Below are 22,663 nucleotides of genomic sequence, written 5' to 3' on the forward strand. Positions count from 1 at the left end.
GTTTTGATTCCATTAAGTGAGTGTGTTCAGCAGCTCAGGCTGCTGACTAAAATACTGTTTGGCCGCTGCGGCATCGGCAGCGATTTGCTGTTTTAAGGCATCCAGACTGGCAAAGCGCTGTTCTGCTCTTAGCTTGTGCCGCAGCACAACCTCGATCTGAGTACCATATAAATCTTTGTTAAAATTGAATAAATGTGCTTCAAGTTGTTCGCGAACCCCCTGCACCGTCGGCCGATTGCCAATATTGGCCACGCCTTGAAATTCACCGTACAGGGTTCGCGCACTAATGGCATAGACGCCCGATACAGGCAGTTTACGCCGATATAGCCAGACATTGGCGGTAGGAAAGCCTAAATCACGCCCTAATTTACGGCCATGTCTGACCCGCCCCGTCAATGCAAAAGGCCGGCCTAGCATCGTTTCGACCAAAGCCAGCTGGTCTTGTTCCAATGCCTGACGAATCAGTGTACTGCTGACCCGTTGTTCACCTAGTTTTAAACTAGAGGTACTGTTTAAGCCAAAACCAAATTGGTTAGCGGCTTGCTCAAGCACAGCAAAATTACCACTACGATTTTTACCAAACTGGAAATCATCACCGACAATCAGATGCTGCACCCCCAGTTTTTTCAGTAATAACTCTTGCACAAACTGATCAGGCTCTTGCGCTGCAAAAGCGCGATTAAAGCCGACACACAGCAGTCGATCAATCCCCAACGCCGCTAGCGCTTGATATTTTTCGCGAAAGCGACTAATTCTGGCAGGCGCCATACTACCCGAAAACAATTCCAACGGTTGTGGCTCAAACACCATCACACATGAAGGCAGCTGTTTTAATTGTGCTAAGTGCTTAACTTGCGCTAACACAGCTTGATGCCCTAAATGCACGCCATCAAAATTACCAATAGTCAGCACACAGCCTTGATGCCGAGGTAATATATTATGGATACCGCGAATTAACTCCATGCCTGCCTTAAATTTACTGATTAGTGCTTATAAACCCGTCATTATACCCCGTTCATCCCTTGCTTTCAGCAATAGTTTTTGGCTTAAAATCGGCAAGACGGATCCCGAAAAGGAGCAATAAGCCAAAATACCCCACCACAGCACCTGCACAGAGCACACTCAATTGCCCAATTTGTTGCCATAAACTCAGTTCTGTCCAGACGGCCAAAACGGGATTAAAATAATACAACACAGCCGCCATCACAGCACTCGCCAAGGCTAATTTCGCCAAAAAAATTGCAGTGCGCTTACTTAATTGATAGACACCACTTCGCTGTAGACCACGATACAGCAGAAAAGCATTTAAGCTTGCCGACAACGCTGTTGCTAACGCCAAACCAACATAGCTGAGAAAAGGGGCTAACATTAAGTTAAATACCATATTCGCGACCATGGCAATAATACCGATACGCACTGGCGTTTTAATATCTTGTCTGGCATAAAACCCAGGGGCTAACACCTTGATCAGCATATAACTTAACAGCCCGCAGGCATAGGCAATCAAGCTATAGGATACCATCAGTACATCTTGCTGGGTAAACTCACCGCGCATAAATAGCACCGTGATAATAGGTTGCGCCAATACCATCAGCGCTAACATGGCCGGTAATCCAAACATGGCGACAAAACGCAGTGCCCAATCTAAGGTGTAAGCAAAGCGATTAGCATCCTCAGAGGCATGGTGGCGGGATAAATTTGGCAAAATCACCGTCGCAATGGCGATACCAAAGAGTCCCAACGGAAATTCAATTAAGCGATCAGAGTAATAAAGCCAACTGACAGCCCCTGTCAGTAAAAATGAAGCAATAACGGTATCAAGCAGTAAATTAATTTGACTAACCGAAACACCAAAGAGCGCAGGTAACATGAGCGTGCGAATTTTCGTGACGTTCTCATCACGCCAGCCCCAGCGCGGCATAACCAATAAACCGGCTTTTGCCAAAAAAGGCAGTTGAAACACTAATTGTATGGCACCACCAATGAAAACGCCCCACGCCAAAGCCAAAGCTGGCTCTGTTAAAGTGGGTGCTAAAAACAGTGCACAACTAATAATGGCGATATTTAAAAACACCGGGGTAAAGGCCGCCACGGCAAACTTGTTGTAGGTATTTAAAATGGCGCCACTAAAAGCCACAAGAGAAATAAACCATAGATACGGGAAAGTGATTTTTAGCATCAAGCTGGCCATTTCAAACTTATGCGCATCTGGCCCGTCATTTAACCATTCAATAAACCAGCCCATACCAAATAACAACGCCAATAAAGGCGAAGCAATAACCCCAAATAAAGTCACTAGGGTAACAATCACCCCTAAGGTCCCGGCAACTTTAGCAACGAGCTCACGAACCGCATCGTCACCATGCTTGGCTTTTACTTCACTAAGCACAGGCACAAAAGCCTGTGAGAAAGCCCCTTCAGCAAATAAGCGGCGTAAGAAGTTAGGAATACGATTGGCAAAAAAGAACACATCCGCTGCGGCACCTGCACCGACAAAGTTAGCCACCACCACGTCACGAACTAAACCTAACACGCGTGAAATCAGTGTCATAAAGCTAACAATCAGTCCCGATTTTAATAATTTTCCAGACACGCCCAACTCCTTAAATGGTTGTATTGCTATTTTCACCCGTTAAGCCAGCCAATTACCAGTAGTAAGACCAATTTAATTCCTCGCCTTTTCGCGGAAAGCATTTGACAATGGCACAGTAAATAGGCATATTATGCGGCCTTTAAAGAGTCCGGTTTTAGTTTTTAGGAGTGTTACCTTGGCTAACATTAAGTCTGCTAAGAAGCGCGCAATACAATCAGAAAAACGTCGTCAGCAAAACGCCAGTCAACGTTCTATGATGCGTACTTTCATCAAGAAAACCTACGCAGCAGTGTTAACTGCTGACGCAGTTGCTTCTCAGGAAGCATTCAACAAAATGGTACCTGTTATTGATCGTATGGCGGCCAAAGGTCTGATCCATAAGAACAAAGCAGCTCGTCATAAGTCACGTTTAAACGCCCATGTAAAAGCGTTAAAAACTGCTTAATTGACAGTGTCAAACAAAAAAGCCAGCTTATGCTGGCTTTTTTGTTGGTCTTTTTGGCAATGCAGAGTGCTGACAACTTAACTATGCGCTCTACTCTGTTCAACCCTTAAGGCAAACAGAGCATGAGATTTAAACCGCTTACTCTTGACAATACAGTTTATGTAGCAAGGCTATTAAAGCTTCAGCTTGTGAGCTGTTTAGTTGATAAAATACCGTTTGTGCTTCTTTACGAGTTTTAACCAGTTTATGCCGACGTAACAACGCCAAGTGTTGAGATAATGCGGATTGGCTTAAATCCAATTTATCATTAATCTCACCAACAGACATTTCGCCGTCGAGTAAATGACATAAAATCAATAAGCGCCGCTCATTGGAAACCGCTTTAAGTAATTTAACTGCCTCTGCCGAGTTTTTCAGCATATCCTCTAAATTCATGTTCTCACACCGTCTACTAGAATGAAAATAAGTTCGAAGCACTGCGAAATAAGCGTGTTCGACTCGTTATGACCATCAATTACAATAATGGTTGCACCAAATTAGAAATCCGTTCTGCCGTAAACGGCTTTACTACAAAAGCCTCTGCACCACCGGCAACCGCCGCTTTCAAGTTATCAACACTGGAGTAAGCTGAAATCATAAAAATATGGGAATGCTGGTCACGACGTCGAAATTTTTCCAATAACACCTGACCATTTACATCGGGTAACTGAATATCTAGAAACACTAACTGCGGCTGCTGTTGCAGGAATATCGCCTCAGCATGCACCCCATCAGAGGCTTCAAATACCTGCTGCACACCAAGCTCCTGCAAAATTCGTTTCAAATACAATCGAACCGCGACAGTATCATCGACAATTAACGCGTTTAACTTGCTACTGGATTTGAGCTCCATTGACTGAAATTGGTTAGCTTGCATCCTTGAAGCACCTCCTTGTTGACTATCCCCGAGCTAACGATATTCGAACACTGGCACTCTCTCACCAGCAGATCGGACACTAAGTGTAAAATGATGGACAAAACTAATATTAGCAGCTTTTCGACTGAATGTGCAGGCAAAGCCGCTAAATGTAACAAAGTTCTGGATTAGATCCAGACAAGGTCGTTTAGAGCATGCACCCACCATATTGTTCAGAAAAAATCGCCAAGAGAGCGCTTATTCGCATAGAAAGTTCTCTGGACTAGGTGCAAGATGACAATCACGTTTCAATCATTAAAAAATCTAATACTAAATCCGCAATATTCCTCAGTTGAGCAAACACTCAACACTGCTCATAATGCGCACAATTAAACATCCTTACTGGGAGCAATAACATGGAAAATCTGATCTACGACATTATTAGCTGGGTTGGCCTGACCATTTGTATTGGCGCTTTTTTCATTAAAGATGTGTTTTGGTTAAGATTAGCCACATTAATAGGTTGTAGCCTGCTTTTTGTTTATTACAGCCACATTGCTATACCACAAGGCGTTATTTCTAACCTATTGGTACTGTTAATCAACGCCTATTATTTAATCCGGTTTGCCAGCGCCAAGAAAAAAGCTCAGGCTACTGCTAAAGAAAGCGAACTCACCGCAAGCAAACTCAGCCCGCAAGCTGATTAAGCGACTTTTTCCAAAACACTTAGCAGGCTATACTAGACCATAAGTAGTTTGTGTTGGAGTAAAGCATGCAACATGATGAGTTTGAGTTGTTTCTGCAAGAAATGGCTGATGTTAAACCTTTAGCACAAGATGCCGTTTTACAACAAAGTGGTGAATTTAGCCCGACGTTAGCGCAACAAGCCAGACGTAAAGCGGCTGAACAAGAAATGGAATATGATCCGCATTATTTAAGCATGGAGTACGTTGAACTGGTGAAACCAGACGATGTCTTTGCTTACTGTAAGGATGGTGTGCAACAAGGCGTTTATCGTAATCTTCGATTAGGTAAGTATCAATGCGATGCTACCCTTAATCTGCTTGGTAAAACCTTACAAGAAGCTCGCAGCCAGTTGCAGCAGTTTATCAGCGACTGTCACCAACGTGGTGTGAGAACCTTACTGATTCAACATGGTATGGGGCGCAACAGCAAACCTCATCCCGCCATTTTACGCAGCTATGTGTTCAAGTGGTTACCCAGCTTTGCTGAAGTCCTAGCAGCACATACTGCGCAACGTCAGCACGGTAGTTACAGTGCAACCTATGTGTTATTACAAAAGAATGCTGAACAAAAACGCGAGAATCGAGAGCGGCATACCAAAAAATAATGCATACCATCAAAGTGCTACAAGCGATTAAACAAATAAGGGCTGCAACATACAGCCCTTATTTTATTACAGTAACCAGGTTACTGCTTCAGCCTTGATAAAGAAGGCTGACAATGCCATCACCAGCACAGCAATTGCTAGTGTGGTAAAGCCAAACCCACGACTGGACGCTTTACTCATAAACCAACCTCAAGCAATATTATTATTGTTATTAGAAACCGCTAATAATCGTGTAAGTTTATTAGCAAATTCAGTGTAATAAAGATATCACCAAGTTACAACAGCTGTATTTTTAACCAGCACTTAGCGATTAATAACCTTGGTTTAAGTCGACTTGGTTCAGTAAAGGTAAGCCTTGATGACTACGCCGATAATTTTCGGCAATTTGTGCCACAACAGTGTCCACACGAGTCACGGCTGACGTATGAGGCGTAATCAAAATTGCTGGATGCGACCAAAAAACATGCTCTGCAGGTAAAGGCTCTTGTCGAAACACATCTAAACAAGCAGCTTGTAGCTGCCCACTATCCAGTGCTGCAATCAGTGCCTGATCATCAACAATGGCACCGCGCGCCACGTTAATAAAAATAGCGCCTGGCTGCATCATGGCGAAGACGTTGGCATTAAGTAGGTTCTCGGTTTGCGGAGTCAGCGGCAGTAAACAAATGACTAAGTCAGCTTCTGCCAAGGCCGGCGCTAACTGCACCGTACCGGCAAAGCAATGCACACTAGGCACATCTTTTGGGGTGCGAGACCAGCCATTGACGGTGTAGCCTTGTTGCTGAAAATAGCGCGCAGTTGCGGCACCTAGCTCGCCTAACCCCAAGACACATAGTGTTTTTAGCTTACGGGGGCTACGCGGTTGCCAAAGGTGCTGCTGCTGGTTGTCACGAAAAAAATCCAAACGCAGACGATAATAACTTTCAATGCCGCTTAAATACTGCAACATGGCTGCCGTGAGCGCGGGATCGACAATACGGGCTAATGGTAAACGCGGTAAGGTGCTATCCGCTAAAATGCCATCTACGCCAGCACCAAAGCTTTGTAAAGCACGCAATGCAGGCAGCTGTGCGACAACAGCGGGCGGTTGCTTCCATAATACGGCAAAGGTAATTTTTGCCGGATCACTTAACTGCGGCCAAATCTCTATCGGTGTATCAGGCAACGCCTGCTGTAAACGTTGTTGTAAATCGTCTAGCTTTCTATCTGGAATAATCAGTGCAATAGCCACTTTAGCTCCTTAGCAATAGCGGTAAGCTCATTACTTTAGCATATTCGGTTAGTGCAACACGACTGGCACAGCAGATTCAAAAAAAAGCCATAAAACCGCCACCGCAGTGTCATACACGCTGATTAGCCTTAGCGCTGGTAACAGTGTCGGGAGCACCCTTTATGCTAAATGTCGAACAAATGATTCAACAGCAATTACCTAACGTCACGCAAAAGCCTTGGCTGTACGGCCCTGTTAAAGGCATGTTGAGCTACCTATTGCATGAAGAGGAGTTTCAGGCCTTTACCAAACGCTATCCCCACTTACAGGGCTTAGAATTTGTAGAGCAAGTCCTCGATTATTTTAACTTTCGCTATGCAGTGCGCGATAACGAATTAGAGCGGATCCCCTCTTCTGGTCGCGTAGTTATTATTGCTAACCACCCTATTGGTTCATTAGACGGCTTGGCACTATTGAAACTGGTGAGTGATATTAGGCCCGATGTAAAGGTACTCGCTAACCAACTATTAATGGCTATCAAGCCCTTACATAACTTATTACTGCCGGTAAACAACATGCAAGGTGGCACCGAGCGGCGACGGCTAGATGCTATTCAAGCACATTTAGCGGCAGAGGGTGCCTTAGTGTTATTTCCGGCAGGCGAAGTTTCTCGCTTAAAACCCAATGGTATTCGCGATGGTAAATGGCACAGTGGTTTCTTACGTTTTGCCACGCAAGCCAATGCGCCTATTTTGCCGGTGCATATTGATGGCCGCAATTCGGTGTGGTTTTACAGTGCCTCTATGCTGTATAAGCCGCTGGCGACCATGCTATTGGTTAAAGAAATGTTTAAGCAAAAACAAAAAACCATTAGCATGCGTATTGGCGAGCAAATTCCTTACGATAGTTTCAGTAATTTAGCTTTAGAGCTACCCGCTAAAGTTAAGTTATTTAAAAAACATCTGTATCGCTTAGCAAAAGACAAACCAGCCTTATTTAAAACGCAAAGTGCCATTGCCCACCCTGAAGATCGAAAAATTCTCAAAAAGGCGATTGAAAGCTGCCAGCTGTTAGGCGAAACCGCAGATGGTAAACTGATTTATTTGTATCAGCATCAACAAAGTTCCGCCATTATGCGCGAGATTGGCCGATTACGAGAGCTATCATTTCGCGCCGTTGGCGAAGGCAGTGGCTTACGTCGTGATATCGATCGCTTTGATAGCCATTACCAACACTTAATCCTTTGGGATAAAGAGGATTTAGAAATTGTGGGCGCTTATCGGTTAGCCGATACCGCGAAAATCTTGGCTGAGCATGGCAAAGAGGGACTTTACACCGCATCGCTGTTTCAATTTAGCGATAAAATGCAGCCTTATCTAGCGCAAGGACTTGAGCTGGGACGCAGCTTTGTGCAGCCGCGTTACTGGGGCAAGCGCAGCTTAGATTATCTCTGGTATGGCATAGGAGCATACTTACGGCAAAACCCGCAAGTACGTTATTTATTTGGTGGCGTAAGCTTATCGAACACTTATCCCAAAGCTGCGCGTGATCTTATGGTGTATTTTTACACCCTTTACTTTAATGATGATCAACATACTGCTATTTCTAATAGTCCCTATGATTTGCCACCCACTGTTCTGCATGCACTGCAGGCTAATTTTAGTGGTAACAACTATGCCGAAGACTTTGTGCAGCTAAAACACTTGTTGGCGAACATGGGCGTGAGCATTCCAACCCTATATAAACAGTACAGTGAATTGTGTGAGCCAGGTGGGGTTAAATTTTTAGCCTTTGGTACCGATCCTGACTTTGCTGATTGTATTGATGGCTTAGTGCTGGTCGATATCCACCAGATTAAAGCCCACAAAAGAGCACGCTATTTAGACTGAGCCACGAAGTAAGCATTACGTCTAGCAAAGTTGTGCTAGCGACCTGACAATTTATTGATACAGAACAAATCTCGCCACTAAAAGCCCACTTTGCCGTGGGCTTTCTTGATCTAGCCCAAAGTTTTGCAGGCAAATAAGCGCAGAATAGCCTTACTTATCTAATGGGAGAGTAAAATGAAAACAATGTTAACCGCTGTAACTCTGGGCTTAGGTTTATTAGCTGCACCAGCAATGGCTGAATTCTCTGTCAACGTTGGCGCCATCAGCGTGATGCCAAAAGATAGCAGCACTAACTTAGACGTCGTTGAAAGCGTTGCAGGTTTACCAGCTGGTTCAACGGGTGTTTCTGTCAACAGCAACACCCAAGTCGGTTTAACTTTTGATTATAAACTCACGAAAAACTGGGGCGTACAGTTAATTGCAGCCACCCCATTTACGCATGATATCACCGGTTCAGGTAGTATTGACGGCTTAAAAGTGGGTAAAACTAAGCATTTACCACCAACGCTATTAGCGCAGTATTACTTCGACTTAGGTAATAGCAATATTCAGCCTTTCGTTGGTTTAGGGGTTAACTATACCAATTTCTTTAATACTGAAGCCGATCAGCAGCTAAAAACTACTTTAGTTGCCTTAGGTGCAGCCGCAGCAAACGATCCCGTTACCATCAAACTGAAAAACTCTTGGGGTTTAGCGGCTCAAGCCGGTGTGAACTACAAGTTTTCTGATAACTTGGGTATCCATGTAATGGTAAGTAAAATCGATATCGATACTAAGGCGCATGTTCGGGTGAACGGCAACACAGTACAAAGCTTAGATGTTGCCATTGATCCGGTAGTGGCGATGATTGGTCTGCGCTGGACACTGTAATACAGCTTCAATCCTAAACTAAATGATATTTAGGGTATTTGCTTACAGCCCCGACCAAAGTCGGGGCTGTTTTCATTAACGGTTATCGATTAAAGTAAGCGTAGATTTTTGACTGTTCTGTGCTAATGCTTCAGATAGCCTACTATCGAACTTAGCTTCGGCAAGTGCGCCAGACAACATGGAGCTGTTATGCCAAGTCCGCTCTCGAAATTAAATTGGCAACAATTACTCAAATCCGGCAATAGAATCTTTATCGGCTCTCATGCCAGTGTGCCGACCAAGCTGATTGATGACTTGATTGCGAATGCCAAGAGTTTACATGATATCGAAATCGTGCAACTGGTCACCCTGTCGGATAACAAATGGGCCAGACCCGAATATCAGCATCTTTTTAAAGTAAATACCTTCTTTATCGGTGGCAATACTATTCGCGAGGCGGTAGCCGAAGGCCGAGCTGATTACACACCCTGCTTTATGACAGATATCCCCGCTCTATTTACCGATGGCGTCTTACCCTTGGATGCGGCTTTGATTATGGTAAGCCCTGCAGATGAGCATGGTTATCACTCTTTAGGCGTAGCCGTGGATGTCATTGCCGCTGCCGCACGTGCCGCTAAAATCGTCATTGCCCAAGTCAACCCTTCGATGCCCGTCACTTATGGTCAATCTTTTATTCATAAAGATGAAATTGATGCTTTCTTTTATGCGGAACAACCCTTGCCCGAAGTCCAGCAGCCTGAGCTTGATGCGCGTACTGAACGCATTGGTCAATATGTTTCCTTACTGATCGAAGATGGTGCTACGATACAAGTTGGTGTAGGGAAGATTTGTGCTGCGGTCACCCGTTATTTAAGTAATCACAAAGACTTGGGCTTACATACCGAACTGTTAACCGATGGCGTATTAGAGCTGATAAAAAAAGGTGTCATTAATAACAAACGCAAAACCTTTCATCCTGGCAAAAGCGTCACCAGTTTTTGTATTGGCACCAAACCGCTCTATGATTTTGTGCATCAGAACCCGCATATTGGTTTTTACCCCAGTGAATATGTGAATTCACCGGCGAATATAGCCCGCAATGAACGGATGGTGTCGATCAATAGCGCCATTGAAGTGGATTTAACCGGGCAAGTAGTCTCCGACTCCATTGGTCATCAGTTTTATAGCGGGGTGGGCGGTCAAGTCGATTTTAGCCGAGGTGCCTCGATGAGCAATGGCGGTAAGCCGATTATTGCCCTGCCCTCAACGGCAAAAAATGGTACGATCTCGCGCATCGTGCCGCATATTCGCGAAGGCGCTGGTGTGGTAACGACCCGCGCGCATGTGCATTATGTGGTTACTGAATTTGGTGTAGCCTCGTTGCGCGGTAAAAGTATCCGCGAGCGCGCCTTAGAATTAATTCGAGTGGCACACCCCAAGTTTCGCAATCAATTATTGGCCGAAGTACGCAAAAACTACTGGGTGCCGCATTATCAGGTACAAACCCCCGTTGAGGTGCCTGAGCTGGGGCCTGTGGGCTTTAAAGAGTTAAAAGTAGGCAGTGATTGCTTTGATCTACGCCCGCTTAACCCCTCGGACGAGCGGCGTTTACAAGAGTTTTTCTACTCGCATACCAAAGAAACCCTGCAAATGCGCTATAACTCGGTGCCGACACAAATGAGCCGAGAAAAATCCTGTACTTTGGTGAGTGTCGATCAATCAAAAGATTTAGCCCTGTGTATCGTGAAACAAAAAGGCTCTGTGGTCGAAATCCAAGCCGTTGGCCGTTATTACCTGATTGAAAGCCAAAATAGCTGCGAAGTCGCCTTTGTTACCCGAGAAAAGTTTCAAGGTAAAGGCATGGCCAAGCGCCTGCTGGCAGAAATGATCAGTGTGGCAAAAAGTCGCGGGCTGGCTTCCATGCAAGCCTATGTCCGTGCAGAAAATAAACCTATGCTTAAAGTATTTGAAAATGCGGGCTTTGTTCGCTTAAAAAGCGATGATCCCTCCGAAGCCTATTTAAAATTAGATTTAACTGCAGCAGGAGAGAACTGATGCCCATTACCATTTTCAGTCATCCTAGCTGTTATTATCATGAAAATGGCGTGGACCACCCGGAATGCCCAGAACGCTTATCTGCCATCAATGATCAATTGATCCGCTCAGGCATGGAATACGTGGTGATGCAGCTGGATGCCAGCCCAGCTAGCCGCGAAGATTTGTATTTAGCCCATGGCAAGCGTTATGTGGATGAATTGTTTGCCAAAGCCCCCACCGAGGGCCATATCTGGCTCGATCCGGATACCGTAATGGGTCCAAAAAGCCTGAATGCCGCCTTACATGCTGCTGGCAGCGGTATTAATGCCGTTGCTAAGGTAATGTCAGGCGCTAACCAGCAAGCCTTTTGTGCCATAAGGCCACCAGGACATCATGCCACGCGCGAGCAGGCCATGGGTTTTTGCTTAATCAACAATATCGCAGTAGCCGCTGAGCATGCGTTAAATCACTACGGCTTACAGCGGGTGGCGATTATCGATTTTGATGTGCACCACGGCAATGGCACCGAAGATATTTTTCAACATGAACCACGGGTGTTATTTTGCTCGTCATTTGAGCACCCGCTTTACCCTTATACCGGGGCGGACAGCAGTAACGAGCATATTATCAACTTACCCTTAGCCGGTGGCTGTAAAAGCACCGCGTGGCGGGAGCAAGTGCAGCAACATTGGTTACCGGCAATAGATAACTTTGCGCCAGAGCTGATTTTGATTTCGGCCGGTTTTGATGGCCATGCTGAAGATGAGATGGCGCATTTTATGCTGCGCGAAGACGACTATCAGTGGATAGCCACTGAGCTTAAAGTGTTAGCCGATAAACATTGCCAAGGTCGTGTTGTTGCTATGCTGGAAGGCGGTTATGCATTAAGTGCTTTGGGGCGTAGTGTCGTCGCTTTTTTAAAAGGCTTAATGTAATAGCCTAATTACTGCTATGCTTGTTATAAAACAGCAAGCATAGTGAGTTATGTCTTTTTTAACACACCTTTTCCCGTCACATTATTATTTAGATGCCACGAGTGAAGTGGCCTTTCGCCATTACATCGTGCAAAGCACTAAAAACACTATGCAAAGGCTAGTACTGCTCTGTGTTGTCTTGCTGGTGTTGTTTAATCTAATAGATATGTCACTGGGAGATAACTGGTTTAGTCTAAATAATCTGACCCGACTAGGTATTGTGCTGCTGTTACTGATCTTTCTGCCGTGTTCTTTTAAGCTGTCCGCTGCCACATATACCCAAAGCTGGCTCGCGCTCTGTGCCTTAGTTATTGTGTTGCTTAATGTTACTTTTTACGCAGCAGCACAGTACTTTGGCAAGTTAGGTGAAGGTGGGCCTATGGTCGTTGCGATTGCCTTAACTGCCATCCCCATTTTTAATGTGCAGCAAAAAATTCTACTGTGGCTGCTGTTACTAGCCTGTTTGGCTTTTCTAAAATATTGCACGGCAACTGATACTGGTTGGAGCGTGTTTTACTTAAGCATTACTATTTTGCTCTGTGCTAGCTGGCAACGCCAACTTGATATCCTGTTACGAAGCCAGTTTAAGGCGGTGCGGCTAGAAACGCAAAAAGCAGAAACGGATCAACTGACTGGATTGTTTAACCGCCGTAGCTTTGAACAGCGACTACAGCAAAAACTACAATCATTAACTCCCGACCAACAGTTATCGCTCGGCTTACTGGATATCGATTTTTTTAAACGCTACAACGATCATTATGGGCATTTGGATGGCGATTTGATTTTAGTGCACATTTCGCGTTTGTTATCACAAGACCCCAATGTGCTGGTAGTCCGTTTTGGCGGCGAGGAGTTTATACTGGTAGAGCAGCATTCCAGTGAGCAACCCCCAACGCTGCTGAGCATCCCGCAGCAGTTATTTGCCCAAGCGCATCCGCACAGTCAATCGCCATTCGGTGTGGTTACTGCCTCACTGGGTGTCGTCACCATTCCCTATCCTGCAGCGCACTATAGCTCCAGCGAGTTAATGCAATTAGCCGATAGCTTGTTATATCGCGCGAAAGAACAAGGCCGTAACCAAGTGCAACAGCAATATATTACGAAACAACAAGATATGGCTAAACAACCATAAAAAAACCTGCCGTAGCAGGTTTTTATCAAGCTTGCGCTATAACTAGCCTAGCCATACTCTGGCATTGCGGAACATCCGCAGCCATGGGCTATCTTCTTGCCATTCATCTGGATGCCAGGAGTTCGCCACAGTGCGGAAGACCCGCTCTGGGTGCGGCATCATAATACTGACACGGCCATCGGTGGTGGTCAGCGCCGTGATCCCTGCCGGTGAACCATTCGGGTTCGCAGGGTACTGCTCAGTCACTTGACCATAGTTATCGACAAAGCGCATCGCGATGGTGCCGCTGCTATTAGCCGCGGCAAAGGCTGCCGCATTGGCAAACTCAGCATGACCTTCACCGTGTGAAACAGCGATAGGCATCCGTGAACCGGCCATACCGCTAAAGAATAGCGACGGGCTTTGCTGCACTTCAACTAAGCTAAAACGCGCTTCAAAACGCTCTGATTTATTACGTACAAAGTGCGGCCATAATTCGGCACCTGGGATCAGGCTCTTCAGATTCGACATCATCTGACAACCATTACAAACGCCTAAGGCAAAGGTTGATTGCCGTTCAAAGAAGCGTTGGAACTCTTGGCGCGCCTGCTCGTTAAACAGAATCGACTTTGCCCAGCCTTCACCGGCGCCTAAAACATCACCGTAAGAGAAACCGCCACACGCGGCTAAGCCGTTAAAGTCGCTGAGTTTTACTCGGCCGGCTAGGATATCGCTCATATGCACGTCAATAGCGGTAAAGCCTGCACGGTTAAAGGCAGCAGCCATTTCATGCTGTGAGTTAACGCCCTGCTCACGCAGGATAGCGACCTTAGGTGCAGCACCTTTTAAAATAAAGGGCGCGGCGATATCGGCATTTTGATCAAAGCTCAGTTTAACATTTAAGCCCGGATCTTGCTGATCGGCTTTAGCGTCAAACTCTTGCTTAGCGCCAGCTGGGTTATCACGTAGCGCCTGCATCTGATAAGTAGTTTCCGCCCAGATTAAACGTAAACGGGTGCGGCTATCGCTAAACACTGGCTTACCATGCTGGGTGATTGCAAACGTATCGCTGTTATTTACGCTACCAATTACATGGCTTACTGCCGCTAACTGATGCGCCGCTAACACCTGCTGCACATAGGCCACATCCGCTTGTGCTACCTGCACTACTGCACCTAGCTCTTCACTATACAGCGCTGCTAACGCATCTTCACCTAAGGCACTAATATCTGCTGTAAAACCGGCTTTACCGGCAAACGCCATTTCCGCTAAGGTAACGAACAAGCCGCCATCTGAGCGATCATGGTATGCCAGCAATTTTTGCTCGCGGGTTAATTGCTGCATGGCATTAAAGAAGTTAATTAATAGCTCTGGGCTCTCTAAATCCGCTGCTTTATCGCCTAACTGCTTATACACCTGCGCTAAACAAGAGCCGCCTAAACGGTTAGCACCTTGGCCTAAATCCACCAACAGTAAGGCGGTTTCGCCTTTGTCGGTGCGCAGCTGCGGTGTTACGGTTTTACGGATATCTTCAATACGGGCAAAAGCAGTGATCACCAAAGACATCGGTGAGGTAACCGCTTTTTCTTCGCCATCTTGCTGCCAGCGGGTTTTCATCGACATCGAGTCTTTACCCACTGGAATAGTGACGTTAAGCGCCGGACACAGCTCTTCGCCTACGGCTTTTACTGCGGCATATAAACCGGCATCTTCACCTGGGTGGCCGGCTGCAGCCATCCAGTTTGCGGAAAGCTTAATGCGGTTTAAATCGCCAATATCGGTCGCGGCAATATTGGTAATAGCTTCGGCTACGGCTAAACGTGCAGAAGCCGCAAAATCTAACAACGCAACTGGCGTACGTTCGCCCATCGCCATGGCTTCACCATGATAAGTATCGTAACTGGCTGCAGTAACACCACAGTTTGCCACCGGCACCTGCCAAGGGCCGACCATTTGATCGCGCGCCACTAAACCGGTTACGGTACGATCGCCAATGGTCACTAAGAAGGTTTTTTCTGCAATGGTCGGTAAGCGCAATAAGCGCTCGGCCGCATCGGCAATGGTAATAGCACTGCGATCCAGTGGCTTACCCTGTACTTGCAGGCTCTGAACATCACGATGCATTTTTGGTGCTTTACCCAGCAACACATTCAGTGGCAAATCAATGGGCGTATTACCAAAATAGCTGTCACTTAAGGTTAAATGCTGCTCAGCAGTAGCTTCACCCACAACGGCATAAGGGGCGCGTTCACGCTTACAAATTTGCTCAAACACTGGCATTTTGTCGGCAGGAATGGCCATAACATAGCGCTCTTGCGACTCGTTACACCAAATTTGCAATGGCGACATACCTGGCTCATCGTTAGGTACATTGCGCAGTTCAAACTTACCACCAACACCACCGTCATTCACTAACTCTGGGAAGGCATTAGATAAACCACCGGCACCGACGTCGTGAATAAACACGATAGGGTTATCTTTACCCAGCTGCCAGCAGCGATCGATCACTTCCTGACAACGGCGTTCAATTTCTGGGTTTTCACGTTGTACTGAGGCAAAGTCTAAATCTTCTGCCGATTGACCCGAGGCCATCGACGAAGCCGCACCGCCGCCCAAGCCGATATTCATCGCTGGGCCGCCTAATACCACTAACTTGGCACCAACGGGTAAATCGCCTTTTTGCACATGATCTTCACGAATATTCCCCAAACCACCAGCAATCATTATCGGCTTATGGTAACCACGCACTTCTTCACCATTATGGCTGGTGACTTTTTCTTCATAAGTACGGAAATAGCCGTTAATGGCTGGACGACCAAATTCATTGTTAAAGGCCGCGCCACCCAGTGGCCCTTCCAGCATAATGTCCAGTGCCGTGACAATACGTGCTGGCTTACCAAAGTCGGTTTCCCATGGCTGTTCAAAACCTGGAATACGTAAGTTTGATACCGAGAAACCAACCAAACCGGCTTTAGGCTTAGAGCCGACACCGGTGGCGCCTTCATCACGAATTTCGCCGCCTGAGCCAGTAGCTGCACCCGGGTAAGGTGAAATTGCGGTTGGATGGTTATGCGTTTCGACCTTCATCAAAATATGAATCGGTTCGTGGTGATACTGGTAATCTTTACCTTCGGGTGTGGGGAAGAAACGTCCGGCTTCCGATCCGACCATCACCGCAGCGTTATCTTTATAAGCAGATAATACGTAATCTGGTGTTTGCTCAAAGGTGTTTTTAATCATTTTAAACAGCGATTTCGGCTGTTTTACGCCATCGATAGTCCAATCAGCGTTAAAAATTTTGTGACGGCAATGCTCTGAGTTGGCCTGAGCAAACATATAGAGCTCAATGTCGTTCGGGTTACGGCCAAGCTGCTGAAAATTGGTAACCAGATAATCAATTTCATCGTCAGCAAGGGCTAAACCTAACTCTACGTTAGCTTTGGCTAAGGCTTCGCGGCCACCGCCCAGAATATCCACCGAACTCAGTTCACCCGGTGCAGCCTGAGCAAACAAGGCTTGAGCTTGTGTTAGCTCAGCAAAAACCGCTTCCATCATGCGATCATGTAATAACGCGCTTACCTGAGCGAATTGTGACGCATTTAACGCCTCTGCAGTCAGGTAATAAGCAATACCGCGCTCCAAGCGTTTCACCTGCGCTAGATTACAATTACGGGCGATATCTGTCGCCTTAGATGACCAAGGCGAAATAGTGCCAGGGCGTGGTGTTACCAATATTAACTGGCCTACAGGCTGATGGCTGGCAATGGAAGGACCATAGGTCAACAGCTTTTCCAAAGTAGCATGCTGCTCAGCGCTTAACGGCGCAGCTAAATCAGCAAAGTGCATAAATTCAGCGTAAATACCGCTAACAGGCAAATTTTGCTGGGCACAAAGGTCTAGTAATTTTTGAATTCTAAATTCGGACAGTGCAGGCGCACCACGCAGGATCAACATAGGCTTATTTCCGTTGGTTGAACGACAGTGGAACCTTAAAAGGCGGCATATTATAAAGAAAATTCGCGCTAAGTGATATGCGAAAAACCTGACTGAGTGCAAGAAGTTTGTTATAACTGGCACGGTAAATTTTTTCGGACGCCATTTATGCTCAGAATGCTGTTAATACTTTGTAGTTGTTACTTGCTGTTATCCTGCGCCCCAGCTGCGCCGGAGCAAGCTAGCCAACTAACTGAGATCTACCAGCGTAATACTTTGCGTGTTGGCATTTTGCATGGTCCTACCAGCTATTATATTGGGGTAGATGGGCCAACCGGTTTTGAATATGAGCTGGCAAGAGCTTTGGCAGATCGGTTAGGGGTAGAGCTGAGTTTAGCGCCTAGCTTTGATTTAGAGGAGCTACAAGAAAAATTAGCGACTGGGCAAGTTGACTTTATTGCAGGTGGCTTAACCCTGACACCGTCACGGATGGCGCGTTTTCGCGCCGCTCCGGCTTATCGCTGGATCAACGAAGTGCTGGTTTATCGGCAAGGTAGTAAACGACCACAACAACTCTCCGATCTCACAGATCTCGACCAGCCAGTGATTGTGATGGCGCATAGCAGCCATGCCGAAACCTTGGCTAACCTACAAGACGAAACGCTGACCATTCCATTTAGCGAAGCAACAGAATTGGATGCCGATGAAATTTTACAAAAAGTGGTGGAAGGCAGTATTACTTACACACTTACCGACTCGCATCAACTGGCAGTAAATAGACGCTTTTTTCCACAATTAAGAATTGCTTTTACGGTGAATGAGAATTTACCGGTGGGCTGGTTATTACGCAAAAATCAAGATGATAGCCTGTATAGCGTGCTTATTGAATATTTTGGCCATGTTTATCAAAACGGTGATTTAGTGACGCTAGAGGATCGTTACTTTGGGCATATTGAACAATTTGACTATGTCGATACCGTGAAATTTATTCAGGCCATTGATCAGGTGTTACCAAAGTATAAAAACTGGTTTATCGAATATGCCGCAGAGTTGGATTGGCGCCTATTAGCTGCTCTGAGTTATCAAGAATCGCATTGGGATCCGAAAGCACGCAGCCCCACAGGGGTCCGAGGGCTGATGATGTTAACGCTGCCGACGGCCAAACAAATGGGTGTAGAAAGCCGCTTAGATCCGGAAGAAAGCATTGATGGCGGCAGCCGTTATTTACAGCTATTGCTAAGGCGCATCCCTGAGCGCATTCCGATGCCAGATCGGCTATGGTTTGCCTTAGCCTCATATAATATCGGCTGGGGACACGTCGAAGATGCTAGGCGTTTAACACAACGCGACGGCGCGGATCCGGATAAATGGTTAGAGGTAAAGCAACGCTTACCTTTACTGCGCAAAAGATCGGTTTATCAGCACACGCGCTTTGGTTTTGCTCGCGGTGATGAAGCCGCTATGTATGTGGAGAATATTCGGCGTTATTACGACACTTTGGTGGCGGTTGATGAGCGGCAACAATTAGAACTCAGATTAGAGCAACAACGGCAGAAATTAATCGAACAGTTAGTCGAACCATTGACTTCAGAAACGTCACAACCGTAAAGAGACTGTAACGGCAGTTTCATAATAAATTCATACTACCATCTTGTAGTTCGGCCTTTGCAGCCCTATTATCCTGCTAATACCAAGACGTTAAGGAGTTGTAATGCTAAAACGGAAAAAACCGGCACTTAAACGCCGGCGTCGCTTACTGGATGTGGCTTCTAGCCGCCGCCGTATTAAGCGCAATTTACAAGTTAAAAAGGTGCATCATCGCCGCCGCAGTTTTATTGCTTATTTTCAACATCTGCTGGAAGCCCCTGCTGTTTAAGCTGTTTTTTCTCCGCTCTACGGCGTTGAAAAAACGCTGAAAGCATGCCGGCACACTCCTCAGCTAATACCCCTGATGTGACTTCAAGTTGGTGATTAAACTTGTCAAAACGCACGACATCGAGCACTGAACCGGCTGCGCCTGTTTTGTAATCGCTGGCACCAAACACTAAACGTTTGATGCGACTATGCACAAGTACACCGGCACACATGGTGCAGGGCTCTAAAGTGACATAAAGCGTGCAATCTAACAGACGATAGTTAGCCAGTCGCAGGCCAGCTTGGCGAATGGCCTGCATTTCGGCATGCGCGGAAGGATCGTTCAGGTGAATCATTTGATTCCACCCTTCCGCAATGATCTGTTGATCCTTCACTAGCACAGCACCAACGGGCACTTCGCCAAGTTGCTCGGCGCGTTGAGCTAGCATTAAGGCGTGGCGCATCCACTGTTCGTCTGACATAAAGCCTTACAAAAATTCACTTTCGTTGGTTAATTTTACCACTAGACTAGGCAAAAGCTGACTAATTTTTTGTATTTTGCACTAAGTGCAGTTATCGTAGCGAAGTTAATTTATTTTTAATCAATACCTTACAATAATGGCACTGCACTTGCTATAAACCATAAAAACCATTAAGGAGATGACCATGGGACCTTTTGAAATTGCAGCAATTGCCATTATTGGCGGCTTAGCCTACTCGGCTTATGAAGTGCATATGAAAACTAAAACGAAAGCAGGTAAAGCCGATATCGAAGCACTGCAAGCAGAAATCGCCAAACTCAAGGACCGTGTTGGTACCTTAGAAAGCATCGTTACCGATAAGTCTTATCAGCTAAAAGAACAAATTAATAAGCTTTAAGTTAAAGCGTATTTTCAGCTAAAGGGCGGCTCTCCGCCCTTTTGTTTTTTTACGGTATGCCATTTTACTACAACCCCATCTTCTAAAGTGTTATCACGCAGCAAGTAAACTCTAACATTTTCACCACTTTTTAGTTTTTTTGACTAAAAGCTAAAATGCCATTGCCTTACAAAGCAACAACTAAACTATAAGTCATTGATTTAATATAATTAAAATATTGGCATGCCAATTGATTATACTCTAGCAACTTAACTTACTTGCCAAAAAAGGATCTTAATATGAACAGAACACTCGTTATCGTTTTATTAGTTATTGTCGGTATTTACTGCTTACCTACTATCTTCGCGATTATTGCAGGGATATTTGCGCTAGCCGTTGGCTTAGTTGGGGCAATTTTAGGTATTGCGATCACCTTTTTAGTGACTCTGGCCCCAGTATTATTGGTTGGCTACCTAATTTGGTGGCTAGTGCGGGATAATAAACGCAGCCGTCAGTACTAATTGCCCTGAATTAATAAACTGAAGAGGCTTACCGCAAGTGAGCCTCTAACAAAGATTAACCAAAGTGTTTTAGCCGACGACAATCTCGCCATAACTCGTAAAGTGGAAAACAAGCCGTAATATACAGCCCTAAAAGTACACTGCGGTGCAGCGACTCTGTACTGAATATATAAGGCCATACCTCAGTTTTAACGATAAAGATTGGGCCACTAAACGCAAGATATAACAATATAAAAAGGAGTGCGCCGTTTAACGTTATATTGGCAACAAGCATTTTACGACTCCAAAAGCGCTGCTTTAGTTGCCCAATATTTAGCACAATACCAGCCAGTAATACCGGAGTACTCCACACCAGAAACTGCCAAGTTGCATCAGTGATACGCATCGGTAAGGCGGCTAACTGCTCAGGTGTCAGCGCTAATGGATACCAGATCACCACCAGCAAAAAAGCATAGGTGCCTAAATCAGTGAAAATATTTTGCATGGAGATATGCTGCCAGCCAGGCCCCACCCCAGGTAACTGCCGTGGATGCCAGCTCGGCGTGGCTGTAACTGCAGTATTGGCATCCCGCGATACCAACATGTAAGTTAAGGTAATTGCAGTAAATGCCAGACAGGCATCACCGATAAAGCCACTGGCGAGACTTTTTAGATATAGCAATAAACCAAACTGACTATGTAACCAAGTGCTGGTGCTGGCAATAATTTGCAGCACAAACAGGATCCCCAGTACCATATACAAGGTATAGCGATACACCGGCATATAGCTTAGGCTAATTAACGGCTGCGGAGGTACAAATTGCTCAGCAACATCGCGAGGAGACCCCAGTTGAAGCAGTACCGCCACCATATCATCCTCAGTTAACTCGCCCTTTTGCTCGGCCAACGCGTCCAGCTGATCCCGAATATTAGCATTCAGCTCACGGCCAATTTCATCGCGCTTATTTTCTGGTAACTCACGCTGCACCGCAGCGATATAACGTGTAACGAGATCCATTACGCTGTCTCCTCTGGTGTTACACCCAGTAAGTTACTCAGTGCACCATTAAGTTGTTGCCATTCTTCAGTTAACTGCACCAGCAAAGTATGTCCACTGGCTGAGAGCTGATAGTAACGCCGCTCTCGCCCTTCACCTTGCTGCCATTCACTGTCCAGTATCCCTTGCTCAGCCAAGCGGCGGACCAACGGATATAAAGTACCTTCATCAATCTCAATGCCGTTGTCGTTTAGCTGTTTGCGCAGCGAGTAGCCATAATGCGCTTCCTTCAGCGACGCCAGCACCGCCAACACCAACACCCCGCGGCGCAGCTCAAGGCGAATTTTATCCAGTTGCGATTGCGTCATTTTTTGCTCCCAATACTGTGCAGCGCATACTGTGCACCACACAGCTAAATATACTAGTTGGCACACAGTATAAAAACAAGGGGCGATATCAATTAAAAAATGATTTTTTGCTTCCCCTGATTATTTCTGGCGAAATTTATTTAAAAAGATAAGTAATTACAGTCTGTTACAGCTAAAAATAGGTATCGTTGTTGCATTACAGCTGTTTAGCCAAACCGAGAAACCATTTCTGCCAAAATCACCTATCAGCAAGGCCACGCATTGCGCTATTATTGCCACGCACGACTAAACTGGTAGCCACCAGAAAATTACTCAGAGGGAGTCAAAGATGCGCATAGTGGGTTGCGTTTTATTATTACTAGCACTGACCGGCTGTAATAAAAATGAAGTGGGTGATGTGTCATTGGGGCTTTTCACCACTAAAGATATTAAACTGGATGCTTTTACTGATCCTATTGTTACTGGCGTCACCTGTCATGTTTCTAGCATTGAGGCTAACTTAGATTTCGCCGATCCTTCAGACAGCGCCATCGCTTGCCGGCAAACCGGCCCGATAACCGCCGAGATGATTGCTCAAATAGATAAAAGCAAAAACGGTGAAGTGCTGTTTACTAAATCGAAAAGTGTGTTTTTCAAAAGCATGAAAATCCGCCGTATTTACGATGCGCAAAATCAAACTTTGATGTATTTGTCTTACGCCACCAAAGAAACCTCGGGCAGCTTTAAACATGGTTTATCGACAGTACCACTTTGGGGAACTGAGGCCTATACCCAAGCGAGCATACCGAAGTCGTAGAGT

At 45.8% G+C, this 22,663-nt stretch carries 22 protein-coding genes; 13 read left to right on the plus strand and 9 right to left on the minus strand.

Annotated features, from left to right (window positions below):
- Positions 1-12: 12 nt before the first annotated feature.
- Both ribF and murJ read right to left on the minus strand, forming a co-directional pair.
- The gene (gene ribF / locus ACO1PK_RS03950) at positions 13-963 is read right to left on the minus strand and encodes a bifunctional riboflavin kinase/FAD synthetase (protein WP_423187372.1); all 951 of its coding nucleotides are present in this window, start codon (positions 961-963) and stop codon (positions 13-15) included.
- Between the two features lie 52 nt (positions 964-1,015).
- Positions 1,016-2,593, minus strand: a complete 1,578-nt coding sequence (gene murJ / locus ACO1PK_RS03955) for a murein biosynthesis integral membrane protein MurJ (RefSeq protein ID WP_423187373.1) — start codon at positions 2,591-2,593, stop codon at positions 1,016-1,018.
- A gap of 175 nt (positions 2,594-2,768) precedes the next feature.
- Here murJ and rpsT point away from each other — a divergent pair, with 175 nt between their 5' ends.
- Positions 2,769-3,038, plus strand: a complete 270-nt coding sequence (gene rpsT / locus ACO1PK_RS03960) for a 30S ribosomal protein S20 (RefSeq protein WP_423187374.1) — start codon at positions 2,769-2,771, stop codon at positions 3,036-3,038.
- Between the two features lie 138 nt (positions 3,039-3,176).
- Here rpsT and ACO1PK_RS03965 read toward each other — a convergent pair whose 3' ends face one another.
- Together ACO1PK_RS03965 and ACO1PK_RS03970 are read right to left on the minus strand one after the other, a co-directional pair.
- Positions 3,177-3,473 carry an ArsR/SmtB family transcription factor gene (locus ACO1PK_RS03965; RefSeq protein WP_423187375.1) on the minus strand — a complete coding sequence of 99 codons (297 nt, stop codon included), beginning with the start codon at positions 3,471-3,473 and terminating at the stop codon, positions 3,177-3,179.
- 79 nt (positions 3,474-3,552) lie between these two features.
- Entirely contained in the window at positions 3,553-3,954 is a 402-nt protein-coding gene (locus ACO1PK_RS03970; protein ID WP_423187376.1) for a response regulator, read from the minus strand.
- Positions 3,955-4,349: 395 nt separating this feature from the next.
- Here ACO1PK_RS03970 and ACO1PK_RS03975 point away from each other — a divergent pair, with 395 nt between their 5' ends.
- Positions 4,350-4,640 carry a hypothetical protein gene (locus ACO1PK_RS03975; protein ID WP_423187377.1) on the plus strand — a complete coding sequence of 97 codons (291 nt, stop codon included), beginning with the start codon at positions 4,350-4,352 and terminating at the stop codon, positions 4,638-4,640.
- A 65-nt stretch (positions 4,641-4,705) separates the two neighbouring features.
- Positions 4,706-5,284 (plus strand): DNA endonuclease SmrA, encoded by a 579-nt coding sequence (gene smrA / locus ACO1PK_RS03980; protein WP_423187378.1) that lies wholly within the window; start codon positions 4,706-4,708, stop codon positions 5,282-5,284.
- Positions 5,285-5,594: 310 nt separating this feature from the next.
- Here smrA and ACO1PK_RS03985 read toward each other — a convergent pair whose 3' ends face one another.
- Complete coding sequence (locus ACO1PK_RS03985; RefSeq protein ID WP_423187379.1) at positions 5,595-6,515, minus strand: 2-hydroxyacid dehydrogenase; 921 nt, start codon at positions 6,513-6,515, stop codon at positions 5,595-5,597.
- A 161-nt stretch (positions 6,516-6,676) separates the two neighbouring features.
- Between ACO1PK_RS03985 and ACO1PK_RS03990 the strand changes: the two genes are divergently transcribed.
- From ACO1PK_RS03990 to ACO1PK_RS04010, 5 genes are all read left to right on the plus strand, one after another.
- A complete protein-coding gene (locus tag ACO1PK_RS03990; protein WP_423187380.1) occupies positions 6,677-8,383 on the plus strand; it encodes a lysophospholipid acyltransferase family protein in 1,707 nt (568 codons plus the stop codon).
- Positions 8,384-8,557: 174 nt separating this feature from the next.
- On the plus strand, positions 8,558-9,253 hold the full coding sequence (locus tag ACO1PK_RS03995) for an OmpW/AlkL family protein (RefSeq protein WP_423187381.1): 696 nt from the start codon (positions 8,558-8,560) through the stop codon (positions 9,251-9,253).
- Positions 9,254-9,442: 189 nt separating this feature from the next.
- On the plus strand, positions 9,443-11,287 hold the full coding sequence (locus ACO1PK_RS04000; RefSeq protein WP_423187382.1) for a GNAT family N-acetyltransferase: 1,845 nt from the start codon (positions 9,443-9,445) through the stop codon (positions 11,285-11,287).
- Positions 11,287-12,204 (plus strand): histone deacetylase family protein, encoded by a 918-nt coding sequence (locus ACO1PK_RS04005; RefSeq protein ID WP_423187383.1) that lies wholly within the window; start codon positions 11,287-11,289, stop codon positions 12,202-12,204. Before ACO1PK_RS04000 ends, ACO1PK_RS04005 begins: the two co-directional genes overlap by 1 nt.
- A gap of 49 nt (positions 12,205-12,253) precedes the next feature.
- The gene (locus ACO1PK_RS04010) at positions 12,254-13,375 is read left to right on the plus strand and encodes a GGDEF domain-containing protein (protein WP_423187384.1); all 1,122 of its coding nucleotides are present in this window, start codon (positions 12,254-12,256) and stop codon (positions 13,373-13,375) included.
- A gap of 42 nt (positions 13,376-13,417) precedes the next feature.
- On the opposite strand, the gene purL is transcribed toward ACO1PK_RS04010, so the two are convergent.
- Entirely contained in the window at positions 13,418-17,308 is a 3,891-nt protein-coding gene (gene purL, locus ACO1PK_RS04015) for a phosphoribosylformylglycinamidine synthase (RefSeq protein ID WP_423187385.1), read from the minus strand.
- Positions 17,309-17,455: 147 nt separating this feature from the next.
- On the opposite strand from purL, the gene mltF reads away from it, so the two are divergent.
- Both mltF and ACO1PK_RS04025 read left to right on the plus strand, forming a co-directional pair.
- Positions 17,456-18,895, plus strand: coding sequence for a membrane-bound lytic murein transglycosylase MltF (gene mltF / locus ACO1PK_RS04020; RefSeq protein WP_423187386.1), 1,440 nt, complete (start codon positions 17,456-17,458; stop codon positions 18,893-18,895).
- Between the two features lie 103 nt (positions 18,896-18,998).
- The gene (locus tag ACO1PK_RS04025; protein WP_423187387.1) at positions 18,999-19,163 is read left to right on the plus strand and encodes a hypothetical protein; all 165 of its coding nucleotides are present in this window, start codon (positions 18,999-19,001) and stop codon (positions 19,161-19,163) included.
- Here ACO1PK_RS04025 and tadA read toward each other — a convergent pair.
- Complete coding sequence (tadA, locus tag ACO1PK_RS04030; protein WP_423187388.1) at positions 19,120-19,623, minus strand: tRNA adenosine(34) deaminase TadA; 504 nt, start codon at positions 19,621-19,623, stop codon at positions 19,120-19,122. The genes ACO1PK_RS04025 and tadA overlap by 44 nt on opposite strands.
- Positions 19,624-19,807: 184 nt before the next feature.
- Between tadA and ACO1PK_RS04035 the strand changes: the two genes are divergently transcribed.
- Positions 19,808-20,020 carry a hypothetical protein gene (locus ACO1PK_RS04035; RefSeq protein WP_423187389.1) on the plus strand — a complete coding sequence of 71 codons (213 nt, stop codon included), beginning with the start codon at positions 19,808-19,810 and terminating at the stop codon, positions 20,018-20,020.
- Between the two features lie 278 nt (positions 20,021-20,298).
- Positions 20,299-20,520 (plus strand): hypothetical protein, encoded by a 222-nt coding sequence (locus tag ACO1PK_RS04040; RefSeq protein ID WP_423187390.1) that lies wholly within the window; start codon positions 20,299-20,301, stop codon positions 20,518-20,520.
- A 55-nt stretch (positions 20,521-20,575) separates the two neighbouring features.
- On the opposite strand, the gene ACO1PK_RS04045 is transcribed toward ACO1PK_RS04040, so the two are convergent.
- Positions 20,576-21,517 (minus strand): HAAS signaling domain-containing protein, encoded by a 942-nt coding sequence (locus ACO1PK_RS04045; RefSeq protein WP_423187391.1) that lies wholly within the window; start codon positions 21,515-21,517, stop codon positions 20,576-20,578.
- Entirely contained in the window at positions 21,517-21,864 is a 348-nt protein-coding gene (locus ACO1PK_RS04050) for a PadR family transcriptional regulator (RefSeq protein ID WP_423187392.1), read from the minus strand. The genes ACO1PK_RS04045 and ACO1PK_RS04050 overlap by 1 nt, the downstream gene beginning before the upstream one ends.
- A gap of 328 nt (positions 21,865-22,192) precedes the next feature.
- Here ACO1PK_RS04050 and ACO1PK_RS04055 point away from each other — a divergent pair, with 328 nt between their 5' ends.
- The gene (locus tag ACO1PK_RS04055) at positions 22,193-22,660 is read left to right on the plus strand and encodes a CreA family protein (protein ID WP_423187393.1); all 468 of its coding nucleotides are present in this window, start codon (positions 22,193-22,195) and stop codon (positions 22,658-22,660) included.
- Positions 22,661-22,663 lie beyond the last annotated feature (3 nt).

The organism is Alishewanella sp. d11 (assembly GCF_049390205.1).
Classification (GTDB): Bacteria; Pseudomonadota; Gammaproteobacteria; order Enterobacterales; family Alteromonadaceae; genus Alishewanella.